Origin of the sequence: Anabaena azotica SJ-1 (assembly GCF_047275885.1) — a bacterium.
Taxonomy (GTDB): domain Bacteria; phylum Cyanobacteriota; class Cyanobacteriia; order Cyanobacteriales; family Nostocaceae; genus Trichormus_B; species Trichormus_B azotica_A.
On sequence record NZ_CP178454.1, the window covers coordinates 5,811,739 to 5,834,112 of the forward strand.

At 38.5% G+C, this 22,374-nt stretch carries 19 protein-coding genes and 1 pseudogene; 12 read left to right on the forward strand and 8 right to left on the reverse strand.

Translation table 11 applies throughout. The features are described 5' to 3' along the window. The first annotated feature begins 110 nt into the window (after nt 1-110). Nucleotides 111-2,126 carry a glycosyltransferase gene (locus ACLLO5_RS25245; RefSeq protein WP_413173219.1) on the forward strand — a complete coding sequence of 672 codons (2,016 nt, stop codon included), beginning with the start codon at nt 111-113 and terminating at the stop codon, nt 2,124-2,126. Nucleotides 2,127-2,418: 292 nt separating this feature from the next. Continuing rightward, on the forward strand, nt 2,419-2,742 hold the full coding sequence (locus ACLLO5_RS25250) for an STAS domain-containing protein (protein ID WP_413173220.1): 324 nt from the start codon (nt 2,419-2,421) through the stop codon (nt 2,740-2,742). 78 nt (nt 2,743-2,820) lie between these two features. Here the strand turns inward: ACLLO5_RS25250 and ACLLO5_RS25255 are convergent, their stop codons facing one another. After that, nucleotides 2,821-4,017 carry a SpoIIE family protein phosphatase gene (locus tag ACLLO5_RS25255; protein ID WP_413173221.1) on the reverse strand — a complete coding sequence of 399 codons (1,197 nt, stop codon included), beginning with the start codon at nt 4,015-4,017 and terminating at the stop codon, nt 2,821-2,823. 128 nt (nt 4,018-4,145) lie between these two features. Here ACLLO5_RS25255 and ACLLO5_RS25260 point away from each other — a divergent pair, with 128 nt between their 5' ends. After that, on the forward strand, nt 4,146-4,562 hold the full coding sequence (locus ACLLO5_RS25260; protein ID WP_413173222.1) for an ATP-binding protein: 417 nt from the start codon (nt 4,146-4,148) through the stop codon (nt 4,560-4,562). 79 nt (nt 4,563-4,641) lie between these two features. Here ACLLO5_RS25260 and ACLLO5_RS25265 read toward each other — a convergent pair whose 3' ends face one another. Then, nucleotides 4,642-9,621 (reverse strand): GAF domain-containing protein, encoded by a 4,980-nt coding sequence (locus ACLLO5_RS25265; protein WP_413173223.1) that lies wholly within the window; start codon nt 9,619-9,621, stop codon nt 4,642-4,644. A 288-nt stretch (nt 9,622-9,909) separates the two neighbouring features. Here ACLLO5_RS25265 and ACLLO5_RS25270 point away from each other — a divergent pair, with 288 nt between their 5' ends. Next, nucleotides 9,910-11,346: a DUF3131 domain-containing protein gene (locus ACLLO5_RS25270; RefSeq protein WP_413173224.1), complete on the forward strand. Its 1,437-nt coding sequence runs from the start codon at nt 9,910-9,912 to the stop codon at nt 11,344-11,346. A 183-nt stretch (nt 11,347-11,529) separates the two neighbouring features. Next, the gene (locus ACLLO5_RS25275) at nt 11,530-14,310 is read left to right on the forward strand and encodes a DUF3131 domain-containing protein (RefSeq protein WP_413173225.1); all 2,781 of its coding nucleotides are present in this window, start codon (nt 11,530-11,532) and stop codon (nt 14,308-14,310) included. Nucleotides 14,311-14,338: 28 nt separating this feature from the next. Here ACLLO5_RS25275 and ACLLO5_RS25280 read toward each other — a convergent pair whose 3' ends face one another. From ACLLO5_RS25280 to ACLLO5_RS25295, 4 genes are all read right to left on the reverse strand, one after another. Next, complete coding sequence (locus ACLLO5_RS25280; protein ID WP_413176218.1) at nt 14,339-14,485, reverse strand: hypothetical protein; 147 nt, start codon at nt 14,483-14,485, stop codon at nt 14,339-14,341. A gap of 32 nt (nt 14,486-14,517) precedes the next feature. Then, nucleotides 14,518-14,988, reverse strand: coding sequence for a GNAT family N-acetyltransferase (locus ACLLO5_RS25285; RefSeq protein ID WP_413173226.1), 471 nt, complete (start codon nt 14,986-14,988; stop codon nt 14,518-14,520). Nucleotides 14,989-15,086: 98 nt separating this feature from the next. Continuing rightward, nucleotides 15,087-15,281: a hypothetical protein gene (locus ACLLO5_RS25290; RefSeq protein ID WP_413173227.1), complete on the reverse strand. Its 195-nt coding sequence runs from the start codon at nt 15,279-15,281 to the stop codon at nt 15,087-15,089. Nucleotides 15,282-15,388: 107 nt separating this feature from the next. Continuing rightward, nucleotides 15,389-16,339: a DUF4365 domain-containing protein gene (locus ACLLO5_RS25295; protein ID WP_413173228.1), complete on the reverse strand. Its 951-nt coding sequence runs from the start codon at nt 16,337-16,339 to the stop codon at nt 15,389-15,391. A 137-nt stretch (nt 16,340-16,476) separates the two neighbouring features. Here ACLLO5_RS25295 and ACLLO5_RS25300 point away from each other — a divergent pair, with 137 nt between their 5' ends. Further along, a complete protein-coding gene (locus tag ACLLO5_RS25300; RefSeq protein ID WP_413176193.1) occupies nt 16,477-16,704 on the forward strand; it encodes an addiction module protein in 228 nt (75 codons plus the stop codon). Continuing rightward, nucleotides 16,701-17,000, forward strand: a pseudogene (locus ACLLO5_RS25305) (type II toxin-antitoxin system RelE/ParE family toxin). The gene ACLLO5_RS25300 and the pseudogene ACLLO5_RS25305 overlap by 4 nt, the downstream one beginning before the upstream one ends. A 10-nt stretch (nt 17,001-17,010) precedes the next feature. Here the strand turns inward: ACLLO5_RS25305 and ACLLO5_RS25310 are convergent. Beyond that, a complete protein-coding gene (locus ACLLO5_RS25310) occupies nt 17,011-17,610 on the reverse strand; it encodes a DUF1802 family protein (RefSeq protein WP_413173229.1) in 600 nt (199 codons plus the stop codon). 79 nt (nt 17,611-17,689) lie between these two features. Here ACLLO5_RS25310 and ACLLO5_RS25315 point away from each other — a divergent pair, with 79 nt between their 5' ends. Both ACLLO5_RS25315 and ACLLO5_RS25320 read left to right on the forward strand, forming a co-directional pair. Then, the gene (locus ACLLO5_RS25315; protein WP_413173230.1) at nt 17,690-18,649 is read left to right on the forward strand and encodes an aldo/keto reductase; all 960 of its coding nucleotides are present in this window, start codon (nt 17,690-17,692) and stop codon (nt 18,647-18,649) included. Between the two features lie 64 nt (nt 18,650-18,713). Beyond that, nucleotides 18,714-18,857: a hypothetical protein gene (locus tag ACLLO5_RS25320; RefSeq protein ID WP_413173231.1), complete on the forward strand. Its 144-nt coding sequence runs from the start codon at nt 18,714-18,716 to the stop codon at nt 18,855-18,857. A 218-nt stretch (nt 18,858-19,075) separates the two neighbouring features. Here ACLLO5_RS25320 and ACLLO5_RS25325 read toward each other — a convergent pair whose 3' ends face one another. Continuing rightward, nucleotides 19,076-19,987: an alpha/beta fold hydrolase gene (locus tag ACLLO5_RS25325; RefSeq protein ID WP_413173232.1), complete on the reverse strand. Its 912-nt coding sequence runs from the start codon at nt 19,985-19,987 to the stop codon at nt 19,076-19,078. A gap of 396 nt (nt 19,988-20,383) precedes the next feature. On the opposite strand from ACLLO5_RS25325, the gene ACLLO5_RS25330 reads away from it, so the two are divergent. The 3 genes from ACLLO5_RS25330 to ACLLO5_RS25340 all read left to right on the forward strand — a co-directional run bounded on the left by ACLLO5_RS25330 (nt 20,384) and on the right by ACLLO5_RS25340 (nt 22,165). Next, nucleotides 20,384-20,536 carry a hypothetical protein gene (locus tag ACLLO5_RS25330; protein ID WP_413173233.1) on the forward strand — a complete coding sequence of 51 codons (153 nt, stop codon included), beginning with the start codon at nt 20,384-20,386 and terminating at the stop codon, nt 20,534-20,536. 61 nt (nt 20,537-20,597) lie between these two features. Next, a complete protein-coding gene (locus ACLLO5_RS25335) occupies nt 20,598-20,750 on the forward strand; it encodes a hypothetical protein (RefSeq protein WP_413173234.1) in 153 nt (50 codons plus the stop codon). A gap of 518 nt (nt 20,751-21,268) precedes the next feature. Continuing rightward, nucleotides 21,269-22,165: a shikimate dehydrogenase gene (locus tag ACLLO5_RS25340; protein ID WP_413173235.1), complete on the forward strand. Its 897-nt coding sequence runs from the start codon at nt 21,269-21,271 to the stop codon at nt 22,163-22,165. The last annotated feature ends 209 nt before the right edge of the window (nt 22,166-22,374 follow it).

The window sequence follows — 22,374 nt, forward strand, 5'->3', positions numbered from 1 at the left end:
ATAAAATTCTCATCTTCACTCTTTCCTGCCTACACAAATGATTTCAGGAATCAAGCCGGATACCTATAGCTCAATGCTTACAATTTAAATTTTATTTTTCGGGGTGCAAAATGAATTCAGTCTCAATAAATAATGATTTATCCAATTTTTCTGGAAACAGTCGTTCAACACTAAAAAAAAGAACACTCCTATTTCGATATTTAGCAGAAATAAATTTAATTTTAGGTGCTTGGTATTTACAGTGGCGCATCACTAATTCCATCAACTTTGATGCGCTGTGGTTATCCATTCCTTTACTACTAGCAGAAATTTACAGCTATTTTGGTGGAGTGATGTTTGTGATTGGACTATGGCGGCCTATAGTCCGACAAATAAAGTCTCTCAACCAGTTAAACCCTCCCATGCCTATATCTGATTGGCCAACAGTTGATGTGTTTATTACCTGCTACAATGAACCACCAGAAATGGTTGAGGAAACTGCCAGAGCAGCTTTAGCAATAGATTATCCTACGACAAAATTGCGTGTGTATGTGTTGGATGATGGTAATTCCCAGGAGATGCGATCTATGTCTGAAAAACTAGGGATAGAGGATTTACAATCACCATTATTACAACAGGAAGCTCATCGGATTGATGAAGAATTATCTATATTAAATGAACGAATTCAACAATTAGAAAGTTTATTTCCTAATTTAGAAGCTGCTGAAGAATGGCTACAACAATCATCTTCTACACAAACGGATATTTCGGCAGATATTCCTGGTAAATTTGTGCAGAGTCTGCAACAGTTTATTATTTGGTTAAAACCAGAAAATCACAACAGTAATGATACGACTAAATCAATTTTATCCGAACGTCTAAATTATGAGCATCAAGCCTTAGCAACAGCTATTAACAAAAAAGAATTAGAATGTGTTGATTTGATGCGATTGCGATATATTGCGCGGCCAAAACAGCCAGGTGTAGCCCATCATGCTAAAGCCGGAAACCTTAATTACGCTATTTTTTCTGGAGAAACAGAAGGGGATTTTATTCTTACCTTAGATGCAGATCATATTCCTAAACCACAATTTCTGAAGCGAGTTTTACCATATTTTTATAACTATAATTTGTTTTCAGGCAAATATGAACAAAATCGCATTGCTTTTGTGCAAACCCCCCAAAATTTTTACAATCTTCCCCCAGGAGATCCCTTTGGACATCGAGCCAATTTATTTTATGGGCCTCTTCAACAGGGTAAAGATGGAATGAATGCAGCTTTCTACACTGGTACAAATGCAGTGCTAAGAAGAGAAGCATTGATTAGTGTGGGACTGCAATATTTTGTTGAGGAATTTGCTAAAGATGAAAAGCGATTAGATGAATTTGACTTAATTGGCGGTGTTTCTAGTAATAGTATTACAGAAGATATGAATACAGCTATGCGTTTACATGCAGCGGGCTGGAAATCGGTCTACCACCATGAATTGTTAGCAGAGGGTTTGGCTCCTGATGATTTAAGTTCTACACTAAAACAACGAATGCGCTGGGCGCAAGGAACTATTCAAGTTTTAGTAAGAGAAAATCCCCTGACTAAAGTAGGATTAACATTTTGGCAAAAATTACACTACTTTAAAACAATATATAGCTATTTTTCCGGGTTTGCTACTTTAATCTTTATTTCTTGCCCCATTATCTATTTTTTCACGGGAATTATCCCCGTCAAAACCTATGGCTATGATTTTGCATTGCATTTTTTCCCGGCTTTTATTATCAATAGGTTGACCTTTTTAGCGGCTGGTTGGGGAATATCGTCTGGAGAGTTATGGCGCTCAGAACAATATGCGATCGCTTTATTTCCCCTGTTAATCCAATCTGTCTTGAGTGTATTTACTGGACAACCTATTAAATTTCAAGTTACTCCCAAGCAGCGACAATCAGGAATTTATTTTCAACTCATTTGGCCACAACTAGCTGTTTTTATGTTGACGGTTTTGGGTATAATATGGAGTCTATATCGCTTTGCTATTGGTCAGTTAGAAACTCCTTTAGTTTATCTCATCAATGGTGTATGGGCTATATATACATCATCACTACTTTGGGCAGTAATTCGTGCTGCTGTTTGGCAACCAGCTAAAAATAATTAAGTAGCGGGTGCTGTACTATTTGTGGAGATGCTTTGTAAGGAGTCAGGAGTCAGGAGTGAAACTGGCTTGGCGTATGGGTTTCAATTTTGATGTTGCACCTTATTGATCTTCAGTCTGCTGTAAGTATTTTTGCTGTTAGCCTAAAAAATCTTACTGCTGTTAGCGTAGCATTCTGTATGACTCCTACTTCTTCACCCTAGCTATGGGCATTAGCTGAATGATTAAGATGCTTTCAAAGATGCGATCGCTAAAATTTAAAAAAACCAAAAATTATTAAATCAAGGATAAATTTATGGATTCTCAAATTCAAATATTTGAACCAGCGGGAATTTTAAACGCCACAGTAGGTAATGAACTACGTCGGAAAATTAAAGATGTTCTGGATAATGACGTAAAAGTTGTACTGATTGATATGAAGAATGTAACTTTTATTGATAGTTCTGGTTTGGGTGCTTTGGTATCGGCAATGCAAGAGATCAAGAAGACTGAAAAGAAACTTTTTATTTGCTCAATCAATGCTCAAGTAAAGATGTTATTTGAACTCACTAAAATAGAGCGAGTTTTAAATATTCTGCGTGATCGAGACGAGTTTAACCGCCAAGTAATGACAACTTAAAAAGAAGTTCAACAACCCTGGCATCAACAGGGTATAAATCCATGTTTTTCGATGATTAATTAACAGCATATAACAAAATTAAATAGCCCCAAAATTAACCTGTAATAATGATAAATCATCATCCAAATTTTTGTTGACACTGAAGTTCATAATTTGAGGTAAGATTTGATGAATATTATTACCTCTTGTCTGGCTATGGCTGAATAATAAATTCATTAAGGAGTCTAAACCCCAAATTTGTCCATCTGGTTGCAGAATTTCGTAAGCACCATCACTAAAGATATATAAAGTGCTGTTTTCTTTAACTTCAAAAACAACAGTTTCAAAGCTAATATCTGGTATAAAGCCAATAGGTAAATCTAGAGAATCCAGTTGTTTAACATGAATGTTTTTTGTATCATTTCCCGATATGAGTACAGCTGGTGGATGTCCAGCATTTCCATAAACTAGCTGATGACTAACACGATGATAAACTCCATACCATAAGGTAAAATATTTATCGCCATGTTTGCTCATTTGAAAACTGTCATTAAGTGCTTTGAGAACTTCCGCAGGTTCACAAAAATTAGTATTGGGTAGAGACTGCGATCTCAAGATATTTAATACAGACACAGATAGCAACGCTGAACCGACTCCATGTCCAGAAACATCTAATAGATAAATTGCCAGATGATCATCATCAATCCAATAGTAATCAAAGCAATCCCCTCCTAACTGTGCTGAGGGTACAAACAGAGACTCTATGGTGATTAAGCCTTCCAGTGGTGGTGGTAAGAGCGATCGCACATAATCAGCAGCTTCTGCTAGTTCTGCTTCTAAAATATGCTTTTGATGTTGCAAATTTTGGTTCAATTCTTCTAAAATTTGCTTTTGCTTTTGCAAATCCTGATTCAATTGATGTAGTCTTAATCCTGCTCTCACCCTAGCTTTCAATTCATTCATCTCAATCGGCTTAGAGATAAACTCATCTGCTCCTGCATCCAGTCCTCTGACACGATCATCTTCTTCTCCTGGTGATGCTCCTTTTGAAGTCAGGAGAATGAAAAAAGTTGTTGCTAATTGGGGATCGGACTTAATACGACGACATACTTCTAAACCATCCATCTCGGACATTATCCAATCACTAATAATCAGAGCCGGACATAATCTTTTTGCTTCTACTATTCCTTCTTCACCATTACAAGCTATTGTAATATCATAACCCTGGTTTTTTAGTGTTCTTTTCAAAACCATCCGTAATATAGGATCATCATCAATGATCAGAATTTTAAACATTTGTTTTCCATTAAAAAATTTTAATACCTAATCATTCATTACTTACTTTACATTAAATCTTATGCAGAGATTTAAATTTTTCTTACTTTCAACATACATTCATCTTCAAATATTCTGTAAACTTACCAATGAATAATAAAATTTATCTCCAAATTAATACAGATATTAACGCTACGAATGAAATTTTATCCTGGTTTGAGCAAATCAATCAACCGCCTTTGACTAATTTACAAATTTGGTGGGAATTGCAAACACTTCTGGTAGAAGGATTTATTAACATTGTTGAACACGCGCATAAAAACTTACCAAAAGAAACTCCGATTGAATTGGAAGTGATTAGATTCAAAAAAAATATAGAAATTCGGATGTGGTCTAGTGGAAAACCTTTTGATTTGGTTAAACAACTACAAGAGACTTCAGAGTTAGAAGATAATCAGCAAGAACGGGGAAGGGGATTAAAAATTATGTCCGCGATAGCCGATAAATTGAGTTATGAACCAACAGAAGATAATCGTTATTGTTTATTTATTAGTAAATCTTATTAATACAATGTAAGAATTCAGGAGTTAGGAGTTAGAATTCCCAAAATCTCCCACTGATTGATGGTGACTCCAGGCTTCTTATTCATGTACAACTATTGTTTAAAAATGCTTGAATTTTCTGGATACATTCTAACAATTCTGCTAATAATTCAGGTACACCAATAAGATCATTGTTAAGAGCTAGTTGTTCTAGTTTTTCTGATATTTTCTGCATGGTTGTAGCTCCTATATTACCACTAGAACCTTTAAGATGATGAGCTTCCTTAGCAATTTGCTGAAAATCATTAGCTGCCATTGCTTCCTTAGTTGCTGCAATATGAAATTGGCTATTTTCTACGAACATTTCTAATAGTTCTAGTTCAAATTCTGGGTTATTTTCTGATATTTCATGTAAATGTTGCCAATTAATAGGAAAATCAACCGATTTGCTATTTGTATTTGCAAGTGTTGATTCAGAAATAGGATTTGGAATCATAGCTTCCTGTGAAGTCATAATTCTCAAACTCCAACGTTCTAGAATTGCGGCTAATTTATCTTTAGCAACAGGCTTGCTGATATAGTCATCCATACCTGCATTGAAACAACTTTGCTGGTCTTCTTTCATAGCTCCAGCCGTAATAGCAATCATTATAGGTCGGCGATTATTAACAAAAGAACTGACTGAGCGACGACAAATTTCTTGTGCTGTCTGCAAACCATCAAGTATTGGCATTTGGCAATCCAATAGAATCAGGTCGTAGGGAATTTTATCCAATAAATCTAAAACTTCTTGTCCATTGGCTACAGTATCGGCATGATAACCCAAATTTTGGAGTTGCTTGAGCAGGACTTTTTGATTGATCAGATTATCTTCTGCTAGTAGCAATTTTAATTGTGATTTAGTAGAAACATCTCTCTGTTGATTTTGTATCTTCTCAGAGTTTTGGGCAACTTTAGTAGGTTCGTTATATTCTAAATTGCTTTGGTAGCCCAAAATGTTCATAATTGCATCCAACAGTCGAGATGCTTTAACTGGCTTGACTAAATAATTGGCAAATCCTATTTTTAACGCTTTTTGTATTTCATCTCGTTGATTAGTTGAGGTTAACATAATCAGCGGTGTACTAGAGATCGCAGAATTTGATTTAATTTGTACTCCCAAGGTCAAACCATCTATTTGTGGCATTTGCATATCAACTACAGCAATATCATAGGGTCTACCCTGTGCCGTAGCGATTACTAAAGCTTGCAAGGCGGCAGGAGCATCATTAGCTGTATCTACTTCTATTCCCCAAGAGGTAGCTTGATGGTAGAGGATTTTGCGATTAGTAGCATTATCATCAACTACTAACAAACGTCGATTAATTAGTAGGTCAGGCTCCAAAATTTGACAATAAGGCTGGGGTTGCTTGACAAAAGGTAGCTCAAACCAAAATTCAGATCCTTGACCAATTTGACTGTTTACGCCAATTTTTCCTCCCATTAAAGTGACTAATTGTTGACAAATTGCTAATCCTAACCCTGTACCTCCATATTGGCGTGTAATGGAAGCATCAACTTGGCTAAATGGTTGAAAAAGTTGGTTTTGATCTTCAGGGCTGATACCAATACCTGTATCTGTAATTGTGAAATTGATGGTGACCGTATCTTGATGTTGTGATGTCAATTCTACTTTTATGACTACCTCGCCTTTATTGGTAAACTTGATGGCATTGCCAATCAAATTCATCATAATTTGCCGCAGACGTCCAACATCTCCTTTGAGATATTTATAGACATTTTGTTGAAGCGATGAGGCAATTTCCAATCCCTTTTTATGTGCTTGGGGTGCCAATAGATCCAAAACTTCTTCAATGCAAGTGCATAAGTCAAAATCTAGAGTTTCGAGCATCATTTCTCCAGCCTCAAGCTTGGATAGATCCAAAATTTCGTTGATGAGGGATAATAATGCATCTCCGCTAACACGGATAGTTTCTACAAAGTCTTGTTGCTCTTGGTTGAGAGGAGTTTCTAATAACAGGCCTGTCATTCCCAAGACGGCATTCATGGGGGTGCGGATTTCATGACTCATGTTAGCCAAAAAACTGCTTTTAGCTAAAGATGCTAACTCAGCTTGCTGACGAGCAACATCAAGTTCTTGTTTTTGCAAAGTTTCTGCTTCTAATAATTTTGCTTGAGCTAAAGCAATGCCTATTTGGTCAGATAGCGATCGCAATAGTTCTACTTCCCAAGCATTCCAGTGACGGATTTGCTCACATTGATGGGCAATTAATAACCCCCAAAGCTCATTGTAGAGAATAATTGGCACAACTATATTGGCTTTTACAGCAAATCTTTGCAGTAATTCTATATGGCAAGGTTGGATGCCAGCTTTTTCGATATCGGTGGTAGTTTGTATTCTGCCTTCACGGTATTTCTGAATATATTCTCCCCGAAAACAAGGATCTTCAATAATCTGCCCCAGAACCACGGGGAAGTTTGGAAACACTGCCTCTTGAACTGCAAGAAAAGAACCATTCTCTTCCAGACGTAGGATTAACACACGGTCTGCTGCCAGCAGCTTTTGGACTTCTATGACAGTGGTTTGCAGGATTTCATTGATTTGTAAAGACTCGCGGATTTTCAGGGTGACATCAGCTAATAATTGCGATCGCAGGTACTGGTTTTGAAGTTCTTCTTCTGTCTGTTTCCGTCTGATAAACTGACCGATTTGGTTGCCAATCGACATCATCACTTTCAGCAAATCTGTGTTTTCTTGCTGCGTATTTTTGTTCAGAAAAACCATCACCCCAATGTTTGCGTTACCACTACGGATGGGAAAACCAAAAGCTGTATGCAATCCTACTTGAGCAGCAATCTCCATCCGCAGGAAATTTTGATCATCATCAATATTATTTAGCCATACAGGTTCAAATCTCGACCAAATACGGCCAGGCATTCCCTCTTCTGGTGCAAAAGTAATTTGTCGAGTAATTCTTTCAAACTCTTTTAGCTCCACCCCTGGTTCATACCAAACGTCTGCACAACGCAGAACATTTGCTTGTTTGTCTAGTAGCCAAATTTCCCCCCAGTCCCATCCCAAACTCTGGCAAATTCCTTTTAAGGTGCGGTGAGTAGCATGATTAATATTCTTAGATGCTGCTAAGGCACTGGTAGCTGCATATTGTACATTCAGATATTGTTCAGCTTGTTTGCGTTCGCTGATATCACGACTAACACAAATCAGTCCCCCATCAGGGAGCAATGTTAAAGATATTTCTTGAGCAAATGTGGTGCCATCTTTTCTTTTGGCAACTGTTTCACCATGCCAATAACCCTTTTCCATCACCAGGGGAAAAACATGAGTTTCTAACCATCTGATCTCTTCTTGTCGGTATAACTCATGCCATGTTTTACCCAGTAGTTCATCAGCATGATCATATCCACATATATTCGCATGAGAGCTATTCAGATAAATATACTTATGATCAGCATCCAAAATCCCAATCCCATCTGTTGCTGCTTCTACTGCACTAATCTGTTTTTGTAGAGAATCTTCGGCTTGTTTGCGTTCAGTAATATCTATGCCTGTGCTGACAATATATTCTATCTGACTCTCTTTATCCAGAAGAGCAGTGTTTGACCAAGTAATTTGCCGACGATTTCCATGTCTCGTTACCCAGTGGCTTTCATACTCTTTTGAACCTTTGCCTAAAGTGAGTTTCTCAAACATAGCTTGGACTGATGGACGGTCTTCTGGTGCTGAGAATAAGTTCCAGAAATATCTGCCTCTCACCTCATTAAAGGAGTAACCGGTGATTTGCTCACAAGCTCGATTGAAGCGGACTATTTGCCCTTGGGGGTCGAGAACCATAACTAAAACGCTGGCTGTATCCAGAATACTGGAGATAAAGTTGCGCTCTTTTTTCAGAGATGTTTCTATAAATTTGCGTCCGGTAATTTCCCGATATATGAGATAATAAATAACTAAAAATATGAAAATACATAAACAAATAGATATGCCTAGAGTAACAATTGAATTTTTGAGTTTGTTATTTAAATCGGTTGATTGATTTTTAAATAATTGGATTTTTTGGTTTTTTAGAGTATCTATATTTTGATATATATAGTTGGTTGTATTTTCTCTCTGATTGGCAATAAAAATCTGCAATGCTATTTCTGATTTCTGGCTCTTGAGTAGTTCGATATTCTCTTTGATAATAGATATTTTTTTTGTGATTTCTAATTCAATATTTGTAATTTTTTGCTGTATTTCAGGTTGGGATGTTTCTAATTTTTTTAGATTTTCAAATTTTTGAATAATTTTATTAATTGCTGTTTCATAATTTTGTAAATGTACTGCTTCACCAGTCAGCATATAATACTTCTGTTCATTTTTAGCTTCCTGGAGATAAAACAGTAGTTCTTCTTGAATATGGATTTGTTCTAGAGTTTGTTGTTGCTTTTTATATGTATGTCTAAAATCTCGGACGTTGTGATATGAGAACATCCCAATTAACAGCAAAATTGATGATGTCAAACCAAACCATCCGGCTATTTGAGCAAAGAATTTCCTATCAACTTTCTTTTTTCGTTGAACTTCATTACTCACTAGCAGCAAACTATCTAAATTACGCCGTAGTTCCAATTGTTCAACTACTTGCCGACCTAAGATTTGTAATGCTTCTAATTGTTCCTTTGTTAGTTCCCTGGGAACATCATCAATTACACACAAAGTACCTAAACCATAGCCTTCTGCATTAATGAGGGGAACACCTGCATAAAATCGGATATTTGGATCAGATGTGACTAGAGGATTAGCGGCAAACCTTTCGTCACAAGTTGCATCGGGAATAATGAATACATCTTTTTGCTGGATGGCATGAGCGCAAAAAGCTAAATCACGGTGTGTTTCTGATACATCTAAGCCAACTTTAGATTTGAACCATTGACGGTTAGAGTCAATTAGACTGACTAAAGCTATGGGAGTCCCACAAATATAGGATGCTAACCGAGTTAGGTCATCAAAGGCAACTTCTGGTTGAGTATCCAGAATCTTGTATTGTAAAAGAGCTTCTATTCGTGCTGCTTCATGATTGGACATTGATGAATTCATAGTATTTATGTACTATCAGTAAGGCCTGTAGTAAATTAGGATATTTTATCAATCAAATTTGCTTTTAACAAAATGCTGATTTAAGATTCTATGTTAAAAAAGTATCTCTCCTTATCAGCCTAGACTAAAAACTTTGAGGTTTCCCGATAATTGGGTATTTTCACTAGTTATTGCGAGTTTGTTATGACCTGTTAATTAAGTGAAAAAATAGGGAAAAATAAGCTTTGTATAGAACTACTAACCAAAAATTTTTAACAAAACAGGACTTTAAATAATATGAATTCTGATTTTGAACCTCCGCCTAGAAGATTATCAATTTTAGCTACTGTAGGAGGAATAGTCACAGCTATGGTAGCGATCGCCGGATTAAATTCCCTATCTAAGCATTTTGCTGTCACCTCCACTGTGCCAAACCCAGATAAATCACAGGGGATGAAAGATGCAAATATTACCAGTTTGGATCAAAAATCCATGGTTTTAGCGGGGGAAGGGATTAAATCAGAAGCACTAACAACAGCTAAAATCCCCTATATTGCCAATGGAGTTGGTAAATTAACACCACAGGAAATGGAAATAGCTCGTCAAGCTTGGTCATACTTTGAAAACAACTGGAATGATCAAACTGGCTTAGTAAATTCCGTGGATGGCTTTACCTCTGTTACTATGTGGGATCAAGCAGCTGCGATCGCTGCATTAGTCAGTGCTAGAGAACTCAACATCATTAGTATAAAAGAGTTTGAGAGTAAAATGAGCCAGATGTTAAAAACCCTGGCATCCATGCCTTTATACAAAGGAGAATTACCCAACAAAGTCTACAACCCAAAAACACTCCTACCAATTAACTATGGTTCACTAGTAGATAAAAAAGCAGAAATTGGTTGGTCAGCCTTAGATTTGGGGAGAATAGCCCTTTGGTTAAAAATAGTTGGTGCAAAATATCCAAATATGCGATCGCCAACCGAAGCAGTTTGGAAACATTGGCAAGTCAAGCGACTCACCAAAAATGGGCAAATGTACGGAACTGCTGTTGTTAATGGTAAAGAACAGTACAATCAAGAAGGACGCTTAGGCTATGAAAACTATGCGGCCTATGGTTTCAAACTCTGGGGTTTAGATGTCAAACAAGCCCTAGATTATAAATCTAAAGCAGCCTTTGTGAGTCTTTACGGCCAAGGAGTTCCCTATGATCAACGGGATGCCAAAAACTCAGGAGCTAATAACTACGTTCTTAGTGAACCTTATATCTTAGATGGTATTGAAACTGGTTTTCAAGCTTTACCTAAAGCTTATGCAGACCGGATTTTAGCTGCTCAAGAAGCTCGTTATCAAAAAACTAATATCTTAACTGCTGTCACAGAAGACAACTTAGATCGCGCTCCCTACTTTGTTTATAGCAGCTTGTTTGTTAACGGAGAACCTTGGGCTACCATTGCGGATACAGGTCAGAAATATAACAACTTACGTTTCCTCAGTGCCAAAGCCGCAGTAGGTTGGCACATCCTTTACAAAACTCCCTATACAGACAAATTGTTTAACTTTGTCCAAACTAACCTCAAATCAGAAAAGGGTTGGTATAACGGCTTTTACGAATCTTTGAAAGAGCCAAATAAAGCCCTGACAGCTAACAATAATGGCGTGATTCTGGAAACTTTACTCTATCAACAAGTAGGAAAACCATTGACAGTTTGGTCAGGAGTAGAGATGGGGAGATGAGGGGGAGTAGGGGAGCAGGGGAGCAGGGGAGCAGGGGAGCAGGGGAGCAGGGGAGATGAGGGAGCAGGGGAGCAGAGGAGCAGAGGAGCAGGGGGGAAATTTCTTCTTATTTTCTTATCCTCCTGCCTTCAGCCTTCAGCCTCCTGCCTCCTGAAATTTTTACAATAGGAATTTATTAAAATTATGTTTTTACAGCGTCAGCAGAAATTTTGGAAATGGATTGCTTTATTTTTGAGTAGTACATTTCTACAATTTTTATTTCAGATTCCCATTATCAGTTTAGCTCAAAGTCCGAATACGAGTTCTAATAGTTGTAGTTCGATTACATCGCCACTCACACCGGAAGAACAGATTTATGCTCGTGCAGCTTGGAAATATTTTGTGAATAACTATCAGCCCAATACCGGGTTGACTAATTCCGCAGGTGGTTATCCTTCTGGTACGCTTTGGGATATTGGTAATTATCTCATGGCGTTGAATGCAGCCAGATGGATGAACTTAATTGAACAACCCGAATTTGATTCTCGGCTGAATAAGTTTTTGACCAATATAGGTAATCTGAAACTATTTGAAAATGCTTTACCCAACAAAGTTTATAATGCAGCTACAGGAGAGATGACCGATTATGGTAACAAGCCATTAGAACGGGGTATTGGTTGGTCTGCTTTGGATATTGGTCGGATTTTGGCAGCATTTCATGTTATTCGTACCTGTCATCCTCAATATCAAGATTGGTTGCAAGGAATTGTGAATAAATGGCAGGTATCGCGATCGCTCAAAGATGACCAACTTTATGGAGCGATGGTTTTACCTGATGGTAAGACCTTGTTGGTTCAAGAAGGAAGATTAGGCTATGAAGAATATGCTGTTAGGGGTTATGAATTATGGGGATTCAAAGCCCCTAAAGCTCTGGAGTTAGAGCCGTTTCAACTGGTAGATATTTATGGGGTGAAAATTCCTGTAGATACCCGTGATTATCAAACTACGAATGCTAATAATTATGTAGTTAGTGAATCTTATATTTTAGATGGAATTGAATTTGGTTTAGAAGGATCTTTAAAAGCGGATGCTGCCAACGTTTTAGAGGTACAGAAACGCCGCTTTGAAGCTACAGGACAACTAACATCTGTTTCTGAAGATAATATTGACCAACCTCCTTATTTTATCTACAACACTGTTTATTCTAATGGTGTGCCTTGGGCAGCAATTACAGATGAAAATAAGCCTTTTCCTCAATTTAGAAGTGTTAGTACCAAGGCAGCTTTTGGTTGGCGCTATCTTTATCCAGATAATGCCTATGCTCAGAAAATTTTTGATGCTGTGAAAGATTTACGGGAGCCAGGGGGTGGTGGTTTCTATGCTGGTTTATATGAAGAAACAAAGCTACCAAATAAAGCTTTGACAGGCAATACAAATGGTCTAATTATGGAGATTTTGTATTACAAAGCTAGAGGTAATAAACCTCTGATTGGTAGTGCTGGGGTAAGTTTTGCTGGCATACCCTCTGGGAATTCTGCACCAACTCCACCACAGCCAGAGACAAAAACTCCAATTCAAAATCCCATACCTGTAGCTGTTACACCTGTTGAGTCAAAACCACCTGCTGCCAACACAGTATCGGTTAAACCTATTCCACCAGTGGGGAATCTCCAATCATCTTTTCGGTTGTCTAAACCTTTAACGGTGATCCAAAAACGTTATGCTCAGGCAGCATGGAATTATTTTCAGGCTAATACTCAATCTGCTACTGGGTTGGTGAGCGATCGCTCGGATGTAAAAGGTTCTACACTATGGGGATTGGGAGATTATCTGACTGCGCTGAATGCAGCACAAGCGTTAGATATTATTTCTGTCAAAGAATTTGATCAACGCACCCGCAAGCTGTTAGGGGCTTTGGCTCAGATGCCCTTATTTGCTGGAGAATTACCCAGTCGGGGATACGATCCGCGCACTTTACAACCTGTAGATTACACTGGGAACACGGTTCCTGACGGTACTGGTTGGTCAGCTTTAGATGTGGGTAGGGTATTAGCCGCTCTTTATAACTTGAAAACCTATCATCCAGAATACACAAATGCAGTAGATAAAATTGTCCTGGATTGGTCATATTTGCGGGTTGTGCGGGAAGGTATTTTGTCCAGTGCTAATGTAATTAAAGACCAAAATGGGCGATCGCTCCCTCGCATTACACCAGAAACCCGTTTGGGTTATGAAGAATATGCAGCCAGAGCTTTTCAATTGTGGGGTTTTGACACTGATAAATCTGCGGTTGGGGGCGAATATAAAACTACCACGGTAGAAGGAGTAGAAATCCCAATTGAACGTATCCGCAGAGATAGCAAATTAAAAGTTAACCGATACACCGTTAGTGATCCATTCTTGCTTTATGCTTTGGAGTTTGGTTTAGAGCCAAAAATGCGATCGCTATTTACACCAATCTTCCAAGCTCAAGCTGAACGTTACCGAAGGACAGGTACTTTCACAGCCTCAGCAACTACTTCCATAGAAAATCCACCCTATATTGTTCACAGTTCTATTATTGCCCAGGATCAACCTTGGGCAGCTTTAGGGAATGATGGTAAACTTTTACCACAGGGACGAATAGTCAGTACAGCCGCTGCATTTGCCTATTATGCCCTACTACCTGAAAATAGTTATACCCAAGAATTAATCAAAGCCGCGACAGATTTATACAACCCCTTGTTAGGTTTTTATGAAGGATTTTCCGAAAAAACTGGCAAAATGGTCTTGGGTTTCACCAGCAGCACCAACAGTATAATTTTACAATCTTTCCTCTATACAGCCACAAAACAACAGCCTCTGATTCGTGCTAATACTGCTATGAACTCACCTTGGTGGCAAGCGATCGCACAGAACAATTCTGATCGTGGTCTACCTAGCACTGTTAACCAGAAAGCAAGGTTGGTTACTAATACTTCTGGTACTTACTGGATTTCAGAATAGAGGAATGGTTGGCGATAGAATTCAATCCTTAATAGTCATTGTCAGCCACACAAATACCTTTACATTTAATACCGTTCGTAGCAGTGCGTTGACAATGAGAACATAGAACTTTTTCGTTTTCTGTTTCCTGATTTATCTGGATATTCTCGTTTACTTCGAGTTTGTCTGTTTCCATCTGGAGTTTTTCATTCATTTAACAGTTAGCTACTAGCCCTCTGCATTCAAAACTTTGCGAAATACGATTTTATCATCTCCCTCTGTGTAGAAGTCCCGGATGCGTGCTTCCTCCTGAAAACCACATTTCACGTAAAATGACCGTGTGCGCTCAAAATCGGGAAGTCCTGAAGTTTCCACCAGTAGCATCCGTCCACCACGTTCTATCAATGTTTGTTCAACATAGTCCAGCAGTTTCCCACCGCGCCCTTGTCCCTGGAGGTCTTCTCTGATGGCAATTAATAGTAAATTCCATGTTTGATGAGTCATTCTTTCCGGTTCGCAGTAAGCGACTCCAACAGGCTCATTTTCTGCGTAAGTAATCCAAAAACTATCAGTTTCACCATCTTGAAAGTAATCGGACAGCATTTTTTTCAGATAATCAAGTTCTTGCGGCTGAAAGCCGATAGTTTCAGCTACGGCGATTATTGCGTTTGTGTCTTCTGGTGTGGTCGGTCGAATCATGGTCAATAGCAACGAGGATATGTAAGCCAGACTATTGTACTACAATATGCTACAAATTCAGTTCGCTTCAGGTTGGGTTGAATTCAAGACAGATTTACTTAGTCTGCTGCTTGCATTAATATTGCACCCGCACCAAAATTATTATAAGGAGTTGGTAGATCATAAGTTTTTAATTGTTCTAAAGGGGAAATATCCTCTACCGCTTCTACATCTGCTGCTAGAATTTGGATCAGTTTGATTTTTTCTATGATTGAAAGTTGTTGAATACTTGGAAGTATTTCCGCTAAATTCATAGTTAATATCTCTAAATGAAAAGAAATAGTTTACTCGTTAACATTTTACTTGATACTATCTTAATTAAGCTAGGACTTAGCTAGCGCACTTGATTATATCTCACACCCTACATTCCATAATACTTACTGCTGAATCCTACTGATAGAGGTGCGCCCTCATACTGGCAGGATATGCTGATCTTTAACTTCCTCTTGTGGTCGTAGTAAGTATGGAAGTGCGTCTGTTTGCGGACTAATTCTAACTCAGATGGATTAATGCTAAGTACACCTAAGATTTGTTCAGAATCGAACGGACGACTGGGACTCCAGGGCGCAGTTTTTTTGAGTTCAATATCCACATAGCTGATAAAGTTTCCTTCTGCTTCCAACAGCATATGTGATTCCTCAGAATCAATAATAATGTTACCCACTTCATTAGGCTTTCCTCCAACCGCTTTTGCAGCTTCTGTGATGGACATTCCAATATATTGAAAAGGACGGTGGAAGGGTGCAATCAGTATATCTAATCCAGAATCAATAGCTCTCTCTATAGCTTCTGCAAGTGTCAACGTTCCCAGATAATTTCCATGCTGAGGAGTAACAAAAGCTTGTGCATTAACTATTGAAATTAATTGGGCTGGCAAAGATTTTATATCTTTCTCAAAACGGTTTTGGATAGAAACTGGGATTGAGACAGTTTTTTGTTCTTGCCAGTTTTTATTAATTGAACTAATAAAATCTTTGGGAAAAGACCAATAAAAAATGTAATTTTGGCAGTCAACAATAATTAAGAATGTTGGATTATTTTGTAGTAACCAATAGTTAAGAGTCTTTACTTCAATAGGAACTGTAATTGAATTACCTCTTACCTCAGTTTCTTCTGTGCCTTTACATTGAATATTAAATAACTTTCCAGTTGGGTAATCTCCCTGCATGATTTCACAGATAAAATCAATGCCTAGATCCAGTTCTTGAGGCACAGGAATTACATTGCAAAATTTGTTGAAAACCGATTTGAGAAAATCCGCTGCACTTTGGCCTATTCTCTGGGAATTGGTACGCTTTGGTAACTTGTTCATTACAGTGCTAAATATTTTTGATAATCTTAACTCACTTGTATTAATACTTAACAAATTTTGCTCTAATTTTACAAATGTGCCAATGTTATAAAATAGGTAAAATACCAACCCAAAATCTCAACCCTAACTCTCTACTTATGAGTCTCCATCCCCTCTTGAAAGTTGACATTTCCGAACTCAGCATTGCTGAACGCATCCAACTAGCTGAAGATTTATGGGATAGCATCTTAGAACAGCAAGAGGAATTACCCTTGAGTGAAGCCCAACAACAGGAACTAGATCGACGGTTAGAAAATTACAAAAAAAATCCTACAAGTGGTTCTAGCTGGGAAGACGTGAAAAAAAGGCTAGGATTTTCTCGATGAACTATAACCTGATTATTCGGACAGAAGCTGAATATGATATTCAGGATGGTTTTGAGTGGTATGAATCTCAAAATCCAGGTTTAGGTTCTGAATTTGTTCGTGCTGTAGATGCTTGTCTGTCAGGAATTGGACGACAACCTCTTGCTTACCAAGTCATTCATAAATAAGTAAGAAGAGCATTAATCCGCCGATTTCCATACATAATTCTCTATGTTTTTGAACAAGATACGGTTTTTGTTATCGCTTGTTTCCATGCAAAACGCAATCCAAAACAGTGGTTAGATAGAATTGAATAAAACCTCCTACTTAACAAGATGCAGCATACAAACGATCGCCAATAATTCCGCGAATAGTCTCAACTAACTGACCATAAACAGCATCAGATAAAACTGGTTGAGAACCTTCTAACGGCACCTGTTGATCTAAATCAATCCAAGACTTACACCCACCGTATTCAGGCAAATAAGGAATATACTGTGCTTGGGGCAGTTTGTAAGTACGTAACAAAAGAATATATAAAGGCTGACGAGCTTTCCATTTTAGGCGATCGCTAATAAAAAACTCGTTCCAAATATGAAAAGGCAATAGATCACTGACAATAGACTCATCCGCAACGGGTAAAATATCCGTAATTTCTGCCCAACTACCGATGCGAATTGTTTCTGGATGCCATCCTGAAGTGACTGGACAGACAAGATTTGCATACTCAGCCTTGAGCATGAAAGATTGTTGATGTTCATAAGTAGGGTAGAGCAGAACCTGTTGATGTGCAACCTCAAAGCGTCCTCCTCGTTCATGGATACCGCCCTTACGAAGTAACATCATCGTTTGGCCGCTTTCCAAGGCGTTTACGGCTACTGCCCATTCTTTAAGAGCATGAAAAGTGGTAGTCAGTTCCATGAGCATCTACTTTGACTCTGATTTAATTTCAGTTTAAGACCGTTACAGTATATTACTAGCCAGGGAAGTAAATTAGAGAAAAACTATGCAAAAACGAACACTGGGTACATCCACCGTCCAAATATCACCCATTTTGATGGGAACTTGGCAAGCCGGAAAAAGAATGTGGGTGGGGATTGAAGATGCAGATTCGATTAAAACCATTCGCGCTGCTTATGAAGCCGGAATTACAACCATAGATACTGCGGAAGCTTATGGTGATGGACATTCTGAACAGATTGTAGCTGAAGCTTTGTCTGATGTGCGTGAACGCGTGGAATATGCCACAAAAGTTTTTTCCAATCATCTCAAATATCAACAAGTGATAGCAGCTTGTGAACGTTCCCTGAAAAATCTCAAAACCGACTACATCGACCTTTACCAAATTCATTGGCCTGCTGGTTCTTTCAACAGTGAAATTGTCCCGATAGAAGAAACCATGAGTGCCTTAAATTTCCTCAAAGAACAAGGTAAAATTCGTGCCATTGGAGTTTCTAATTTTTCCCGTGAACAGATAGTAGAAGCCGCCCAATATGGACGCATTGATAGTTTACAACCTCCTTATTCCTTATTTTGGCGGAATGTAGAAACAGATGCCATGCCCTATTGTGTAGAAAATAATATTTCGATTTTGGCTTATTCACCTCTGGCACAAGGATTGTTAACAGGTAAATTTGCACCCGGTCATAAATTTGACCCAGAAGATAACCGAGCCAAAAATAGGTTATTTCAAGGAGAAAACTTTGACCGCGCTCAACAGGCATTAGAGCAACTGAAACCCATAGCCGAGAATCACAATTGTAGTTTAGCGCAGTTAGCATTGGCGTGGTTAATTGCCCAACCCCAAACAAATGCGATCGCCGGTGCAAGATATCCCCAACAGGCACAAGATAACGCCAAAGCCGCAGAAATAAAACTTTCTTCTGAAGAAATAGCCCAAATAGACAATATTGGCCGCATCGTTACCAACCATTTCGACAATACAGGAATTATGTGGGAGTGGTGATAGTTGATAGTTGATTGGAAAACATAAAATTGATTACCCAGTCACCAGTCACCTATATTGCTAAATGAAACAGAAAGTCAAGTTTAGTAAACAAGCGATCGCATCTTCATTAGGGTTTGCTAGATTATATTCATCAGGACACAGCAAGAAAAACAACCAACTGGGCATGACCAATGTGTCCCCTGTCAAAAGCCCAAGCAAGTATTAGCATATACAACTTAAAGTGGCATTCCGACTGTTATTATTGATGGTCGTGCCAAATCCCTAAGCGGAAAAACTAAAAAATGCTGAACTTGTCAGTTTTAGTATCCACCTTAGTTATAGACTCTCAATCACTTACTCAATTCTTAACAATTTGAAACTTCTGAATTCGCTAGAACCTGGTCAACCCTGACCAGGTTTTTAGATGTATATTTGTGGTGTTTATTAACTAATAGAAAAAACCCAATCACGTAAAATCGGGTTCACTTGTTCAGGTGCTTCATCATGGGGGCAATGACCAGCAGTGAGGAAATATTCTGTTAATTGGGGATAATATTGATGGAATTTTTGAGAACGTTCCCGCGTTTTCATCCAAGGATCTGCTTCACCCCACAGTAACAACAAAGGACAAGTTAGTCGTTTGAGCAAAATATCAACTTTTTCCCCTTGGGGAGTGCTAAAAACAGAAACAAATACATCTAAAGCGCCTTGATCATAAGCCGGACGTTGAATTTCTGCTACTAATTGATCTGTAATTGCAGTTTTGTCTAAATAAACCTTTTCTAAGGTACGACGAATTACCCAACGTTGACGCACATATTGAAATAATAAAGCTTGAAATAAACGTTGTTTAAAAGTCCATTTGACAGTTTTACCTAATAATTGTTGTACAGGATTTTGAGGAGCTTGAATTTGTGCTTGTATGGCTTCCGGTTCAGAAAAAGGCCCCGCACTATTAAGTAATACTACCCCAGCGACAATATCAGGATATTCTGCACTTACACACAAACAAGCATATCCTCCCAGGGAATTACCTGCTACTACTGTTTTTTCACCAATGACTTCACTAATAAAGTCTCGCAATTGGTCACGCCATAAGTTCCCACTGTACTGTAATTTCGGTTTTGCTGACCGTCCAAATCCCAACAGGTCAATAGCAAATACTTGAAAATCTACACACAGTCCAGTCAGATTTTTTCGCCAGTGGTCTGTGGAAGCGCCAAAGCCATGTACTAACAGTAAGGGAGGACGCTGGGGTTGTTTCTCTCCGGTTTGTACATAGTAAACGTTGTGTCCCCGCCATTGCCAGTATTGGCCAGGAACTGGAGTTGTAGAAGGTGCTATAGCTGTCTGCATAATAGAAATAAATGTTAAGTATTGTTAATATTCTTAGATTAGCAGATTTTCCAAACCTAACCTGATCAAGCTCAATCACTGCTTCAGGCCTGATAACTGATGTTAAACCATCATCAAAAGCAAACTTGGAATAGGGAAAAAGTCCACCAATGCAAAGGCTTTCTAGAGTTTTTCCCTTGTAGGGGCGTTCGCGTAGCGTGCTGGAAGCATCAGCATTCGCGTGATAACCTATCGCTGAAACCATTGATATTCTGTCCCAATGCTTCGCCCTGACGATTAATGAATTCGTGTTATGGGTATATTTACTAAATCAGGGAAAAATTCTCTAAAGTTTTCCACGAGTTTTCCACATTTGAAGTTTAGGATAATTGTATCGAAATCCAGAAGGTACTAAAAATGCAGTTAATCACAGCTATTCTTAACCAATTTTCAGGACAAATGACAGATTATACAATTCCTTCCACCCAAGAACCCCAAATTGATTTTACTTTAGAAGATCTAGTAGAAATATTAGATCAGTTAGCTCAGTATGAAGAAACTGTTGCATGATTTTTTTCGCATCTGCAAGAAATTAAGAATAAACTGGAAACAATAGAAGTTGAGGATAACAATGCCAGTAATAAAAGCTATTTTCAACCAATTCTCAGGACAAATGACTGATTATACAGTTTCTTCCAGCCAAGAACCCCAGAGTGTATTTACCTTGGAAGAGCTAGTAGAAATATTAGAGCAGTTAGCTCAGTATAAAGAAACTTTGGCATGATTTTTTCGGAAATCTGCAAGAAATTAAGAATGAACTAGAAATTATATAAGTTGAGCAATAATCAAGCTCATGTTTTACACGGCGCAAATATGCGTTAAGTTTTTCAGACTTCTGGTTGGTTTACCAAATCATATCAAGAGTTAGATCATTTACATCTAAACAAGTTAGCCAACCCAAAGCACCTACCAAGGATCTATGCAAATAATGTAACCAACATCAGTAGTGGAGTCATTTGTCTATACAGTCTGCCCCGTTGATGTTATAATAATATTCTATAGTCATCTAATTTCATTTATTAGAAAATGGGCTAAAAACCTTGGAATTACCAGGGGCGCTTGATTATGCCCTTAAGAGTCCGCCTTTACTCTGCTTAAAAATCCCTGTACCTTGAGGTTGGGGTGTGTAAACGGCGCTAAACTAAATACTCCGGATAAGTAGGGGTGAAACATCAGTTTTACCCCTACTAAATTATTTTTTTTATACCTTTTTCAAGTCTAGTTTGATCAAATCACGTAGTTATGAATAACCAAGCTAATAATTATTGCCAGCAGATAACAGGAAAAACTAAACTTCTGGGAGTTATTGGACATCCTGTAGAACATTCTCTTTCACCAGTGATGCACAATGCTGCACTGAGTAAATTGGGTTTAGATTATGTTTATTTACCTTTTCCTATTGCACCGGAAAATTTAGAATTGGCGATCGCAGGTTTTGCGGCTATTGGGGTTGTGGGTTTCAGTGTGACAATTCCCCATAAACAAGCCATATTACCTATATTATCAGAAATTTCCCCTATTGCTCAAACTATTGGCGCAGTCAATACCGTTACTCGTCAAGGTAACAAATGGGTGGGGACAAACACAGATGTAGAAGGATTTATTGCCCCTTTGCAAACCACATATCAGCAAGATTGGAGTCAAAAGAAGGCAGTTATTTTAGGTAATGGTGGTGCAGCTAGGGCGATTGTGGCTGGTTGTGTGCAGCTAGGGTTGGCAGAAATTCACCTGGTGGGGAGAAATATATATAAATTGAAGGAATTTCGCCACAGTTGGCAAAATTCACCTTATGTGGATAAATTTCAAGTCCATGCCTGGGAAGAATTACCAAAGCTAATTCCTCAAGCTAATTTGCTGATCAATACAACTCCCATGGGGATGTATCCCCACGTAGATGCATCTCCTTTGAGTGGTGAAGATATGGCAAATTTACCTTCAGATGCGATCGCTTATGATTTAATCTACATCCCCAAACCCACGAAATTTCTACAACTAGCAGAAAAACAAGGTGCGATCGCTATAGATGGTTTAGAAATGCTCGTTCAACAAGGTGCAGCAGCATTAAAAATTTGGTTGCAACAGGAAACAGTCCCCGTAGCCGAAATGCGTCAAGCACTGCAAAATCACCTGGGGTTGTAGGAAAGGAGGCAGAAGGCAGGAGGCAGAAGGCAGGAGGCAGAAGGCAGGAGGCAGGAGGCAGAAGGCAGGAGGCAGGAGGCAGGAGGCAGGAGGCAGGAGGCAGGAGGCAGGAGGCAGAAGGCAGGAGGCAGGAGGATAAGAAGAAAATATTTCCCCCCTCTCCCCCTCTCCTCTGCTCCTCTGCTCCCCTGCTCCTCTGCTCCCCTGCT

Bases quoted from the DNA above. Each gene is read 5' to 3' on its own strand.
- ACLLO5_RS25260 (WP_413173222.1), top strand. From the start codon at position 4,146: ATGAATAATAAAATTTATCTCCAAATTAATACAGATATTAACGCTACG.
- ACLLO5_RS25310 (WP_413173229.1), bottom strand. From the start codon at position 17,610: ATGCTCATGGAACTGACTACCACTTTTCATGCTCTTAAAGAATGGGCA.
- ACLLO5_RS25300 (WP_413176193.1), top strand. From the start codon at position 16,477: ATGAGTCTCCATCCCCTCTTGAAAGTTGACATTTCCGAACTCAGCATT.
- ACLLO5_RS25315 (WP_413173230.1), top strand. From the start codon at position 17,690: ATGCAAAAACGAACACTGGGTACATCCACCGTCCAAATATCACCCATT.
- ACLLO5_RS25285 (WP_413173226.1), bottom strand. From the start codon at position 14,988: ATGATTCGACCGACCACACCAGAAGACACAAACGCAATAATCGCCGTA.
- ACLLO5_RS25250 (WP_413173220.1), top strand. From the start codon at position 2,419: ATGGATTCTCAAATTCAAATATTTGAACCAGCGGGAATTTTAAACGCC.
- ACLLO5_RS25255 (WP_413173221.1), bottom strand. From the start codon at position 4,017: ATGTTTAAAATTCTGATCATTGATGATGATCCTATATTACGGATGGTT.
- ACLLO5_RS25295 (WP_413173228.1), bottom strand. From the start codon at position 16,339: ATGAACAAGTTACCAAAGCGTACCAATTCCCAGAGAATAGGCCAAAGT.
- ACLLO5_RS25320 (WP_413173231.1), top strand. From the start codon at position 18,714: ATGAAACAGAAAGTCAAGTTTAGTAAACAAGCGATCGCATCTTCATTA.
- ACLLO5_RS25275 (WP_413173225.1), top strand. From the start codon at position 11,530: ATGTTTTTACAGCGTCAGCAGAAATTTTGGAAATGGATTGCTTTATTT.
- ACLLO5_RS25245 (WP_413173219.1), top strand. From the start codon at position 111: ATGAATTCAGTCTCAATAAATAATGATTTATCCAATTTTTCTGGAAAC.
- ACLLO5_RS25330 (WP_413173233.1), top strand. From the start codon at position 20,384: ATGCAGTTAATCACAGCTATTCTTAACCAATTTTCAGGACAAATGACA.
- ACLLO5_RS25335 (WP_413173234.1), top strand. From the start codon at position 20,598: ATGCCAGTAATAAAAGCTATTTTCAACCAATTCTCAGGACAAATGACT.
- ACLLO5_RS25265 (WP_413173223.1), bottom strand. From the start codon at position 9,621: ATGTCCAATCATGAAGCAGCACGAATAGAAGCTCTTTTACAATACAAG.
- ACLLO5_RS25340 (WP_413173235.1), top strand. From the start codon at position 21,269: ATGAATAACCAAGCTAATAATTATTGCCAGCAGATAACAGGAAAAACT.
- ACLLO5_RS25325 (WP_413173232.1), bottom strand. From the start codon at position 19,987: ATGCAGACAGCTATAGCACCTTCTACAACTCCAGTTCCTGGCCAATAC.
- ACLLO5_RS25280 (WP_413176218.1), bottom strand. From the start codon at position 14,485: ATGGAAACAGACAAACTCGAAGTAAACGAGAATATCCAGATAAATCAG.
- ACLLO5_RS25270 (WP_413173224.1), top strand. From the start codon at position 9,910: ATGAATTCTGATTTTGAACCTCCGCCTAGAAGATTATCAATTTTAGCT.
- ACLLO5_RS25290 (WP_413173227.1), bottom strand. From the start codon at position 15,281: ATGAATTTAGCGGAAATACTTCCAAGTATTCAACAACTTTCAATCATA.